The following is an 11868-nucleotide window of genomic DNA, read 5'->3' on the forward strand; positions in this document are numbered from 1 at the left end:
GAAGCGGTAGCGAGTGGCGTCGCTCCGTAGTTGCTTCTCTTACTCATTCTTCTTAATGAAAGCACTAACACTCTGGCTGACAGGCCTGACCTTGCTGGCTGCCCCGGTAGCTGCCCAAACTACCGCCGAGCTGCACGGCCACCTCACCAATACGGGCTCCGAAAAGCTGCTGCTGACCTGGTGGAGCCAGCCCCTGGCTACCCACGAGCAGCAGCGGGCGGTGCACCTCGAGCCCAATGGCGATTTTAGCCTTTCAGTGCCGGTGGCCCTCCCCACGCTGGCCCAGCTTAGCTACGGCGACGAGGAAATACCGGTTTTTCTGGAGCCGGGTGATGCCTTGGAGCTGCACGGCAATGCTGAAGACCTGGCCGCTACCGGTAAGTTTGACTCGGCCGACGGCGCAGCGCACCGCCCGGCCGCAGCGGCCAACAACTACTTGCAGGAGCTGAGCCGGCGCTTTCTCAACAACGACGATTACCAGGTGTTGCCGGAGAATATAAAGCTGGCTGAAAAAGGGTTCCTCTCTTTTCTGGATTACCGGCGCAGCCATGAGCAGGACTTGTTGAAGCAAGCTAGCCGGCGCGGCCGGTTTACGCCCGCTTTTGAGGCCTATGCCGAAGCAGATATTACCTATACCTACGCCGAGGACCGCCTCACGTATGCCGACCTGCGCGAGCAAACCGTAGCCGACCAGCCGCGCCTCGATTTGTCGCCCGGTTACTATACTTTTTTGCAGGAGCCTGGCCTGCTGCCGGGCAATGAGCAGGCCGTAACCAACGCGCACTATCAGGATTTTTTGCTCGACTACGTGCATTACCAGGCGCGGGCCACGGGGCACCAGCCCAGTAGCCCCGACTACTTTCCGACTTGCTACCGCTTGGGTGATAACCTTTTGCACGCCGCCGCGCGCCCGGTTGTGCTAGGCCGCATCGTGCTCGAAACCATTCGGCAGGGCCACGTTGCCCACGCCCAGGCCATGCTTACGACCTATGCGACTACGGCCCAGGCCCCAGCCGGCTGGGTGGCGCAGCTGCGTTCCGACCTGGCCGACCACCAGTCGTTTGCTATCGGGAGCGCAGCCCCGCCCGTGGTTATGCGTACCGTAGATGGCAAAGAGCTCTCCCTGAGTGACTTTCGGGGTAAGCTGGTGTACCTCATGTTCTGGGATAGCCGCTACCCGGCCGGTCAGCGTGAGCTGCCTTATCTGAAAGAGCTAACGGCTGCCCTGGCCGGCCAGCCCATTGTGGTGCTAATGGCCGCGCTCGACGACTCGCCCACCAGCTGGCAGCAAACAGTGGCCTGCGCCAGCCCGGCGCTGGCCGGAACGCAAGCTTACGTGCTGCCCGGCCGCAACCAGGCGCTCCGCCAGGCCTATAGTATCGAGCGACTGCCCGACGCCGTGCTCATTGCCGAAGATGGCACCCTGCTCGACCTGCACCCGCACCACCTGAGCAGCCGCGCGCTGCAAGACGACCTGAAGGCCGCCGTGGGCCGGGCCGCAGCCTACCGGGCGGTGGCACTTAATCAATTGTAATCTCCTCCTGGTAAACCGGGCTAAGCTTAGATTAGGGAAAATTCTGGTACTGACCTAATTGAGTGGAGTATCACCTCGCGTTGATGCTCCACGGTTTTTGGCTGTATCCATTCTAAGGTATCCACTAAAAGATTAAGCGCGCATCTGACTTGCGAGCCTGGCCAGGTTTATAACCTTCCAAATAGCTTGTGCCTATCAAAAGAGCCAGCTCATCCCTGATGAGCTGGCTCTTTTGATATAGTGAATTTTCTATAGCATGGGTACCCGCAGCGTTTCGCCTACGCGCAGCGTGGGCGTAGCCCGCTCATTATGCGCCAGCAGCTGGGCCACGGTGCAGCCATAGCGCCGGGAAATGCTGTAAAAGGTGTCGCCGGCCGCTACGGTATAAGCGCCGCTGGAGACGTTGCTGGCCGTCGGTTCGGGCTCGGTAGCGGGTGGGCTCAGGCGCAGCAGCTGGCCGGCGCGCAGGGGCGTCGAGGGCGAAAGGTTGTTCCAGGCTGCCAGCTCGGCCGGGCGCACACCCACGCGCCGGGCCAGCGCATACAGAGTTTCGCCGGGCGCTACCAGGTAAGGGTGGCTGAAGTCGGCGGCCGGCACCGGACGCAAAACCGCCGACGTGGGCAGGCGCACCATTGCTATCGCTGGGTCGGGGCTGGGTAAGCCTTCGCTCAGTATGGCCGGGCGCTGGGTAGGCAGCGGCTGTACGGGCGGCCCTGGTACTTCGGTGGGTAGCTCATTAATACTTGCCAGCTCCTCGTCGTCGGCCGGGTTGTAGGGCTGGGGCGCAGTGGCTTCCGGCTCGGGCGCGGGCCGTGCTGCCACCTGCCGCGTACAGGGTACCGGCTGGTACTCAGCGGCAATAGTACGGGGCCGGGCGTGGCTGAGCCAGAGCACGAGGCCCGGCCGCACCGCCTCATCAGTAGGCAGGCGATTGAAAAAGCGCAGCGACCGGCGCAGCACGCCGTAGTGCTGGGCCACGGCGGCCAGCGTCTGGCCGGGAGCCACTACGTGGTAATCTTCTTCGGATGCTTCCTTCTTTCGCTGAAAAAAGTACGGCTCACCCGGAACGGGGGCCTCGTTGGCAGCCAGCTCGTTTACTTTCTGAAAAAAGCTCAGGCTGGCACCGCCGCGCTGAGCCAGCGCCGCGGCCGATTCGCCGGGCTGGGCCAGCAAGGCTTTCAGCCCATTGATGCGCAGATAGGTAGGGGCGGGAAGCGCCGCCGCGGGTAGGGTCGGGGCCGCACTGACCGCCAGGAGCGGGCCGGTGGCCAAGGGTACCAGCAGGGTGTACGGGCGGCCATCCTGCGGCACGGTGCCAGTCAGCAGCCAGGGGTTGAGCCGGGCCACGGCGGCCGGGTCGGCCGAGAGGGCCGCGGCTTGCTGGGCCAGGCTCTGGCCAGGGGCAGCGGGCACCTCGCGCCAGGGTACGAAGGGCACTGTTTGCTGAGCACAGGCCGGCTCAAAGGCTACTTTCTGGGCTATAAAATCGAGCAGGTACTGATTGGTCTGGCTGGTGAAAGCCAGCTCGGTAGCGTCGGCGTCGCCGGGCCGGGTGAAGGGGCGCACGCCGCCCAGGCCGGTATTATAGCTGAGCAGCGCATTGGCCCAGTTGTGGAGCGTGGCATTGTTGCGATTGAGGTAGCGGGCGGCGGCGCGGGTGCTGGCTATCAGGTGGCGGCGCTCGTCAATGGTGCTGTTCACGGTCAGGCCCAGGCCCAGCGCCGTTTCGCGCTTCAGCTGCCAGTAGCCCACGGCCCCGTGGGCGCTTTCGGCGTTGCCTTGCAGTGCACTCTCCTGCAGCACGAGGTAGCGGAAGTCGGCCGGAATCCCTTCCTCAGCCAGCACTTGCTCGATGAGCGGAAAAGCCGACTCGGCCAGTGCCACGCGGGCCTCAAACGAGGCGGTGTGGCGGCACAGGCTATTCACTTTGGCTTGTATCAGCTGCCGGGCATCGGCGTCGAGCGTCAGGTGCAGGCCCGCCACGTCGAGCGTGGCGGGTACTATAGGCGCACTGGTGCCCGGTAGTGCCAGCGCCGGGCGGCTGGCCAGCCCCAGCAGCAAGACGGGTAAGATTTTTCTCATAACGTAAAGTCAGTCAACGCTCCCTCTCAACTACAGCTGGCAAGTTAGGGGAAAAAGTGAGAAGGTGAAAGGGCGGCCGACGCGGCTGTAGCAGCCCGCACGGCCACCCCAACTTCCCTTATTACGCAAAACGAGCGCCAAGGCTAGCCGCCGGGCGGGCCGCCGAAGCCACCGGGCGGGCCGCCCTGACCGCCCCCCTGGCCGCCACCGGGCCGGCCCTCAAAGCCGCCGCGCCGCCCGCCGCCCCGCTCTTCGGGCGCGGTGGGCAGGGCCGTCATGTTGGCCGAGCGAATGTTATAGGTAAACATCAGCATGAAATATTGCTGGAGCACGGTGGTTTGCACGTCTTCGTAATACGCCTCCGTCACGTTGCGCTGAATGGCGCGGTTTTGCTTGAGAATATCGAAGGCGTAGAGCTTGATTTCGCCGCGCTGGCCCGGAAATACCTTCTTGCCGATAGAGGCGTTCCAGAGCACGTAGTTCTGGTTGTAGCTGCTGCTCAGGCCGCGGTAGAGCTGATGGGCCACATCAGTCTGAAACGAGATGCCCGGCCCCACTATCCAGCTCAGCTTAAAGCGCGTTAGTTGGTTGAAGTAGCTGTTATCAAGCTGCTTGCTGAGGGTATTACGCACGTAGCTCTGAGTCGAGTTCGACGAGAGCGTAAAGTCCAGCTTCGGGCTCACGTTGCTGCTCAGCACCAGGCCGCCGGTCAGGGCCGGGGTGCGGGCGTAGTTCAGGGCATTATTGACAATGCCGGGGTTCTGACTGAGCGTAGCCCCCAGCGTGGCATTGATGTTGGACTTGATAACCGCGAGCGGGCGGCCGTAGTTGGCCACGGCCCGCACCGTGTATTCCTGCTGCAGGTTGGTCGACTGGGTGAGCTGCCCGCCGGCGGGTAGGCGCAGGGACTGGCCGGCATCGGTACCATTGCGCACCACTACCGTGGTGTCGCGAGCCGCTACAATCGTGCGGTTTGAGATGGGATTTTGGGTATAGCTGCCCGACAAAAAGGCAAAGAAGTTACTGTTTTTGTCGGCGCGTGCCGACGTATAGCGGGCCACAAAGCTGTGGTTATATTCCTGGTGCAGCTCCGGATTACCGATGGTCAGCTGCAAGGGATTGGAGTTGTTGACTACAGCCTGCAGCTGGTTCAGGCTCGGCGCGTTGGTGCTGGTGCGGTAAAACAGGCGCAGGTTGTGCGAGCGGTCGGGCCGCCACATCAGGTTGGCCTGGGGCAATACGTTCCAGAAAGTATAGTTAACCGGGCCGGGCCGCGGAAAGGTCTGGTCGCCCTCCAGGCGCGCTACCTGCGCGCTGGCGCCCACCGAGGCCTGCAGCTTGCGCGTATTGTAGCGGTAGCTCAGGCCGCCACCCTGGGTAAGATAGTAATTATTGAATACATTGCTTAGTGCCGTATCGAGCCGCGAGTACTGCCGGTCGCCGGGATTAAAGTCGTAGGTGCGCTTGTCCGAGTTATTTGGCGCGTAGCTCAGGGCGTAGTTGGCCTGCAGCTGCGCGTGCTTGCCCACTGGCTCGGTATAAGCCAGGTTGCCCGCGATACTATTGCTGTGCTGCTTCAGCAGCGCCTGTTGGTTGAGGTTGGCGCTGGAGTGGCTTTTGGTAGTATCAACGCTGGTGGTATTCAGAATAGACGTGCCGGTGCGGGCGTTGTACGAGCCGTTGAGGCTGAGCGAGAGCGTGCGCCCGGCACGGTGGCCCAGCCGCCGGCGCAGCAGCAGGTCGCCGGCCGGGTTGGTACCCTGGTTATTCGACTGATATAGCGTGTTAATCTGACTCTGCGTCAGGCCATTGAGGGACGTGACGCCGTTCAGGGTTTTGCTGGCATCGTTTTGCTGCCACGACAGCCGGGGCCGGAACAGCACCGAGGTCATCGAGTCGATTTTCTGGTCGAGGCGGATATTGGCGCGGTGGTTGATGTTGGTGCTGCCCGAAAGCGAGGTTTCGTTGTAGGTCGTGTTGGCTCCCACAAACTGCCGCAAAGTGGTGCTGTTGAGGGTATTATTAGAATGGTTGAAAAAGTAGCTGCCCGTTAGCTCTGTTTTCTTAGCCCAGGTATTCGAATAGTTGAGGCCGCCCGCCGTGGTTGTGCTGATACCGCCGTTCTGGCTCACCAGAAAGTTGCCGACGCTGGAGCCTCCGCCGCCCCCTCCGCCTCCGCCGCCCCGGCCTCCGCCCCCGCCCGCCGAGTTGCCAATCACGCCCAGCAGGTCGTCGGTGCCGAAGTTCTGCTGGTTTACGTTGTTGCTCTGGGCCAGCACCGTCATGCGCCGGTCGCCGTGAAAGTCGTTGAGGTTCAGGCTGGCCTGGTAGCGGTCAGGGCCCGCGCCCGCCACTGCCCGTCCAAACTGTCCGTTCCGAAAGGAGGGCTTGGTAATGATGTTGAGCGTCTTTTGAGTGTTGCCGTCGTTAAAGCCCGAAAAGCGACTCTGCTCGCTCTGCTGGTCGAAAATCTCGACGCGGTCGATGGCATCGGCGGGCAGGTTTTTGAGCACCGCGTCGGGGTCGGTACCGAAAAAGGGCTTGCCGTCGACGAGCACCTGCTGCACCTGCTCGCCCTGGGCCTGGGTTTTGCCCGTAGCATCGACCGAGATGCCCGGCATCTTGGTGATGAGGTCGCCGGCCGTGGCATCGGGGTTTGTCTTAAACGCTTTGGCGTTGAGGCTGGTCGTGTCGCCGTGCTGCACGGCCTGCACATCCTGGCCGGTTACCACTACCGTTTTGAGGGCGACGCCCCCGGCCTGCATTGCAATGGTACCCAGCTCTACGGGCGCACCGCCTGCCGGCACCGTTACGGGCTGGCGCTGCTCCTGGTAGCCAATGAAAGAAGCCAGGAATATATAGCGGCCGGGAGTTACGTTTTCAATCTGAAAGCTGCCATCGGCATTTACCGCCGAGCCGATACGGACCGAATCGGGCAGGTGAATAAGTACCGCGTTGGCTCCGATTAGCGGGCTTTGGTCTTTGGCATCGAGCACTTTGCCTCGCACCGCACTTTGCGCGAAGGCACTAAAGGCCGCTAGCCAAATTAACCCGGTTAAAAGTAAAAAACGCATAAGTACTTGCTTTTTATTGTCGTTTTTGGTTGTTTTAACCAGGCTGCGCCTGCAAAAGCGGCGGCTCACTTTTTGCGCAGCAGCAGCAGGCCATCGCGCACGGGCAGCAGCAGCGGCACTACGCGCGGGTCCTGCTGTACTTGCTCATTAAAAGCACGTACGGCGCGGGTATCATGGTCGTTGGCTTTGAGCGGATAATCGGCTAATGCCTTGCCGCCCCACAGCACATTGTCCACGATGAGCAGCCCGCCCGGCCGCAGCTGGTTGACCACCAGCTCAAAGTACCGGCTGTTATGGAGCTTGTCTGCGTCAATAAAGACTAAGTCCCACACTTCGCCGACCAAGCCCGCCAAAACATCGGCCGCATCGCCAATGTGCAGCTGCACGCGCTCGGTGAGCCCCGCAGCCGCCACGTAGCGCCGGATGCGGCTTTCACGCTCAGGATTAATCTCAATGGTATGCAGCTGGCCATCAGCAGGTAAGCCTTCGGCCAGGCACAGCGTCGCGTAGCCCGTAAAGGTGCCGATTTCCAGCACCCGCCGGGGCTTCAGCAGGTGCGAAAGCATACTCAGCAGCCGGCCCTGCCAGTGGCCGGTGGCCATGCGCGGCATCAGCAGCTGCAAGTGGGTTTCGCGCCAGAGCGCGTGCAGCAGCGGCGGCTCGGGCTCCGAGTGGGCGTTGGCGTAGTCCTGAATAGCGTCGTCGGTCATTGCTTAGTTGTCTGTCTTGGCCCGCCACGGCTCTAGCCGAAAGCGGTATACCCCAAACCCGGACTTGCCCGCTTTATATTCAAAATTCACTATATAAAACAAGCCTTCGTAGCGAAACTGCCCGCCCGCCGGGGCCGCGTCGATACGCCGGAAAACCCGGATGGGCCGCCCGGTGTCTTGGCTGCGCATCAGCGCCTGGTTGCGGTGGTTGAGGTCCTGGTCGGCTACCTGGCGGCCGGTTTTGGTATCGCGCCCACCGTGCCCCGCGTACCAGAAGTAGTCGTCGTGGATTTCATCATCCTCATATTGGTCGGCCAAAATGATACTTTCAGCGCCGTGTGCAACAGTGGCGCACACGCCGGCCCGCGGCGGTCGGTGCTGCCCACGTAGCGATAAGTCGAGGCGCGAGGCAAATAAGTCACCCGGTCGCGCCAGGCCTATGTGGCCGAAAGTTGGAATAGCCGCCATGGCTATTTCTCCGGCACGTACTGCAAAATGCTCAGGTTGGCCTCGGCCAGCACCTCGTTGGCCAGCTCGCGCAGCTCGGTGGAGGAGACGCGCTCGATACGCTCGAAAATCTCGCTCAGCGGCTCTACGCGGCCTAGGTCGAGGGTGCTTTTGCCCAGCAGCTGCATCAGGCCCGAGTTGCTTTCCTCACTCATGGCGAGCTGGCCCATGAGCTGGTTTTTGGCTACGTGCAGCTGACTGGTAGTCAATTCCTTCTCTCGCAGTAGCTTCAGCTCTTTCTGCACCAGGCCCAGGGTGCGGCTGAGCTGCTTGGCCTCGGTGCCGAAGTAGATGCCAAATAAGCCGGTGTCGGTGTAGGGCGAATAGCTGCTGTCGATAGTATAGACCAAGCCATATTTTTCGCGCACGGCCAGGTTGAGGCGCGAGTTCATGCCGGGGCCACCCAGGATATTATTGAGCATAAAAAACGGCACCCGGCGCTCGTCGGTGAGTGGGTAGGCGGGGCCGCCTACCAGGCAGTGGGCCTGCGAGATGGGTCGCTGCTCGGTGCGGTCGTGGCGCACGTAGCCCGCAAAGGGCAGGCGCTCGCGCGGCCCCAGCCGGGCCGGAATGGGCGCCAGAAAGCGGTCGGCCAGCCGCTTCACTTCTTTAAAGGACAGGTTGCTAACGGAGCTGAATACCAGCCGGTCGGTGCGCACATTCTCATCGTAGAAAGTGTGAAAATCAGCGGTTTGAAAGCCGCTCACACTCTCGCGGGTGCCCAGGATATTGATGCCCAGCGGGTGCTGCCCGTAGATAACGGCGTCGAAGTCGTCGATAATGGCATCTTCGGGCGCATCCTGGTACATGCTCATCTCCTCCAGAATCACGCCGCGCTCTTTCTCTACTTCCTTTTCGGGAAATATCGAGTTGAACGTCAGGTCGGTAAGTAATTCAAAAGCGCGCTCAAAATGGGTGCTGAGCAGCGTGGCGTAGAAGCAGATTTTCTCCTTGGTGGTGTAGGCATTCAGCTCGCCGCCCACCGTTTCGAGGCGGTTGAGGATGTGAAACGACTTGCGCTTGTGCGTGCCCTTGAAGGCCATGTGCTCCCAGAAATGCGCCAGGCCCTGTTGGTGAACCTGCTCATCGCGCGAGCCGATGTCGAGCAAAAAGCCGCAGTGCGCAATTTTGGTGTGCGGCACCTCCTTGTGCAAGAGCCGGATGCCGTTGGGATATTCGAATTGATGGTAATCAGACATTGTAGCTAGTAACCGACGAAAGCAACAAAGTTCGCGCCCGTAGCGTGGACTCTGCGAGTCCGCGCGTGAGAACGTTCAGGTGAATACCACGCGCGGACTCGCAGAGTCCACGCTACATGGCCAGCTTTTCGGCCCGAAACAGGTCGTCGGCCGCCTGCAAAAGCTTGGCCCGCAGCTGCCGATTATAAGCAGGGTGCGCGGCCAGAAACTCGCGCACGGTACGGGCCGCCGTGGGCGTCTGGTAGTAGCCCAGGGTGCTCTGGAGCCAGCCGGCCGGGAAAAATATATCGCCCGTCAGCTGAATTTCGGCCAATAGATTCAGGCTTTCGGGCAGGTATTTTTCTGAGGTAGCCGCCCGCAGCGGGTGGTGCAGGTAGCCGAGGGCGCTCTGCACCCAGGCTTCCTTCTCGCGGTTTTTCTCCTGCTTCAGCGAGGCAAAAAAGGCGTCGCGCGTGGCCACGTCGGGCGAGAGAGCCGGCAGTAAAAACTCCAGCCGCTGGCGGCGGTCTACGTTGGTAATGCGGGCCAGCTGCTGCGTCAGAATGGGTTGAGGGGCGGCGTAGTCGCGCACGGCCAGCGCCAGGGCCAGCGCGGTGTAGTCGTCTTCCGTGAGCTTCACCAGGCCGGGCGCTTTCTGGCGCTGCCAGATGTCGTAGAGCCGCGCCTGGGCTTCCGGAGTCAGCGCGATGCTCTGGTAAGCCTTGAAATACAGCTTCTGCTCGCCGGGCCGCGTCTGCTGCAGCATGGCCTGCCACAGCGCCTTTTCCATCGCCGGGGCCAGGGCCGTGCGCTGGGCGGGCTTCAGGAATTTCCAGTAAATATCGCTCAGCTGCCCGGTGAGGAGCTTGATATTGAGGTCGTTGGTTTCGTGCGCGGTTTGGGCGAGGTAGCGGTCGAGTAGTGGGCGCGGCGCGTAGCCCCGGCCATTGAGCATATTCTCATAAAGCGCGATATAGGTGCTGGCGCGGGCCACCGGGTCGGTGAGCGTGGCCAGGTTATCGGCCGCCTGCGGGGCCACCGGAAACACGCCGTAGCCCAGCCCCTGCGAGTTGAGCAGCACGTAGCTGGGAGCGGGCCGGCCGGCGGGCAGCGGCAGGCTCACCGCGCGCTGCGTCATATTTACCGTTAGCTCGACGGGGCCGCCGGGGTATATCAGCGACACCTCAAACTGCTGGGGCCAGAGGCGGTCTGAGCCATCTTCGGCGTGCTGCCGGATAACGAGCTGCGTAGGCTGGCCTCCTTGGGGCGTCAGCTCGTAGTCGAACACCGGCCGGCCGGGCTGGTTTACCCACACCTGGTTCCAGGCTTGCAGGTCGGCGGGCGTGTGGGCGTCGAGAATAGTGATGAGGTCGGGCCAGGTAGCGTTGCCGTGGGCGTACTTTTTGAGGTACTCACGCACGCCTTCCTGAAACGGCTTTTCGCCCATCAGGCGCTCCAGCTGGCGCATCATAATAGGGGCTTTGTGGTAAATAATATTCCCGTAGAGCGAGCCGGCATCCTGGAGGTTTTCGAGCGGCTGCCGAATGGGGTTGGCCCCTGCGGTGCGGTCCACGGCGTAGGCGGTGGGGTAGTGGTCGGTGACAAACTTGAGCAGCTGCGCCGGGCCGGCCGAGGCCTCGGGGTTCATCTTGTCGGCCATGAAATTGGCAAACACCTCCTTCATCCACACGTCGTTGAACCACTGCATGGTCACGAGGTCGCCAAACCACATGTGGGCCGTTTCGTGGCCGATGAGATTCTGGCGGGCCAGCAGCTGGTCCTTGGTCGCGCCTTCATCCAGAAACAGCGAAGAAGCTTTGTAGTCGATGTTGCCGACGTGCTCCATGCCGCCGTACTGGAAGTCGGGGATAGCCGTAAAGTCGAACTTCTGAAACGGAAAGGCGAGGCCGGTGTAATTTTCCAGAAAGGCCAGCGCCTCGCCGTGCAGCTTAAAAATAACGGGCACGCTGAGCCGGATTTTGGTCGTGTCCGTTTCGCGGTGATAGAAATTCATCGGGCGCCCCGCCACCTGGCGCTGCACCGGCGTAAACCGGCCGGCGGCAAACGAAAACAAATAGGTGCTGATGGAGTCGGAAGGCAGGAAATGGTAGGTTTTCTGCCCGTCGACGCGAATCGAGTCGTGCAGCGGCCCATTGGCTACGGCCTGCCAGGCGGCCGGCACGGTGAGCGACAGCGTAAAAGTCGCCTTCAGATTGGGCTGGTCGAATACCGGCAGCACCGTGCGGGCGCGGTCGGGCACGAGCAGCGTGTAGAGGTAGTCGGCATTGCGATTCAACGATAAGTCACCGGCATCCAGGCCGATGTGTACCACGTTGTGGCCGGCGCGCAGCGCGGCGGCGGGCAGCACCAGGTGTTCCTGCCGGTAGTCGATGGCGGCCGGCTGGCCATTAATAGTGAGACTGTGCAGCTGGCCGGCGGTGCCTTTAAAATCGAGCTGCACGGGCGCGTGGGTATGCAGCAGATTAAACTGCACTGCTTCCTGCGCCCGCACCGGGGCGGCTTTATCGGCGGGCACCGTCAGCTCCACCTCATACCGCACGCGGCTGATGGTTTGCTTGCGAAACTCGGCCAGCTCGCGGGCCACGCCGGGCACTACGGGCGGCGCGCTGGTGGTAGGGTAGGCGGCCCGCTGGCAGGCGGCCGCGAGCAGCAGGCCGCTTAGCGCCCCATATTTACGGAAGTGAACCGGCATTGACTAGCAGAACAGCTAAAGAATAATTCCCAAAACTAAGCGGCTATCGGCATGCCTGACCTCGCAGCCC

7 protein-coding genes are annotated in these 11868 nt (G+C 61.9%); 1 reads left to right on the forward strand and 6 read right to left on the reverse strand.

The features are described from left to right. The first annotated feature begins 55 nt into the window (after positions 1 to 55). Positions 56 to 1534 carry a TlpA family protein disulfide reductase gene (locus GKZ67_RS06340; RefSeq protein ID WP_173241611.1) on the forward strand — a complete coding sequence of 493 codons (1479 nt, stop codon included), beginning with the start codon at positions 56 to 58 and terminating at the stop codon, positions 1532 to 1534. Positions 1535 to 1783: 249 nt separating this feature from the next. On the opposite strand, the gene GKZ67_RS06345 is transcribed toward GKZ67_RS06340, so the two are convergent. The 6 genes from GKZ67_RS06345 to GKZ67_RS06370 all read right to left on the reverse strand — a co-directional run bounded on the left by GKZ67_RS06345 (position 1784) and on the right by GKZ67_RS06370 (position 11798). Next, a complete protein-coding gene (locus GKZ67_RS06345) occupies positions 1784 to 3616 on the reverse strand; it encodes a LysM peptidoglycan-binding domain-containing protein (RefSeq protein WP_173241612.1) in 1833 nt (610 codons plus the stop codon). A 143-nt stretch (positions 3617 to 3759) separates the two neighbouring features. Then, on the reverse strand, positions 3760 to 6624 hold the full coding sequence (locus GKZ67_RS06350; protein WP_173241613.1) for a TonB-dependent receptor: 2865 nt from the start codon (positions 6622 to 6624) through the stop codon (positions 3760 to 3762). Between the two features lie 131 nt (positions 6625 to 6755). Next, a complete protein-coding gene (locus tag GKZ67_RS06355) occupies positions 6756 to 7400 on the reverse strand; it encodes an O-methyltransferase (RefSeq protein WP_173241614.1) in 645 nt (214 codons plus the stop codon). A gap of 3 nt (positions 7401 to 7403) precedes the next feature. After that, positions 7404 to 7868: a YDG/SRA domain-containing protein gene (locus GKZ67_RS06360; RefSeq protein ID WP_173241615.1), complete on the reverse strand. Its 465-nt coding sequence runs from the start codon at positions 7866 to 7868 to the stop codon at positions 7404 to 7406. A 2-nt stretch (positions 7869 to 7870) separates the two neighbouring features. Next, positions 7871 to 9106, reverse strand: coding sequence for a M16 family metallopeptidase (locus GKZ67_RS06365; RefSeq protein WP_173241616.1), 1236 nt, complete (start codon positions 9104 to 9106; stop codon positions 7871 to 7873). A 112-nt stretch (positions 9107 to 9218) separates the two neighbouring features. Continuing rightward, entirely contained in the window at positions 9219 to 11798 is a 2580-nt protein-coding gene (locus GKZ67_RS06370) for a M1 family aminopeptidase (protein ID WP_173241617.1), read from the reverse strand. Positions 11799 to 11868 lie beyond the last annotated feature (70 nt).

This window comes from Hymenobacter sp. BRD67 (assembly GCF_013256425.1).
Lineage (GTDB): Bacteria > Bacteroidota > Bacteroidia > Cytophagales > Hymenobacteraceae > Hymenobacter.

What these genes read in the sequence shown, in the direction of transcription:
- GKZ67_RS06340 (WP_173241611.1), top strand. Translation starts at nt 56, where the DNA reads ATGAAAGCACTAACACTCTGGCTGACAGGCCTGACCTTGCTGGCTGCC.
- GKZ67_RS06345 (WP_173241612.1), bottom strand. Translation starts at nt 3,616, where the DNA reads ATGAGAAAAATCTTACCCGTCTTGCTGCTGGGGCTGGCCAGCCGCCCG.
- GKZ67_RS06355 (WP_173241614.1), bottom strand. Translation starts at nt 7,400, where the DNA reads ATGACCGACGACGCTATTCAGGACTACGCCAACGCCCACTCGGAGCCC.
- GKZ67_RS06360 (WP_173241615.1), bottom strand. Translation starts at nt 7,868, where the DNA reads ATGGCGGCTATTCCAACTTTCGGCCACATAGGCCTGGCGCGACCGGGT.
- GKZ67_RS06365 (WP_173241616.1), bottom strand. Translation starts at nt 9,106, where the DNA reads ATGTCTGATTACCATCAATTCGAATATCCCAACGGCATCCGGCTCTTG.
- GKZ67_RS06370 (WP_173241617.1), bottom strand. Translation starts at nt 11,798, where the DNA reads ATGCCGGTTCACTTCCGTAAATATGGGGCGCTAAGCGGCCTGCTGCTC.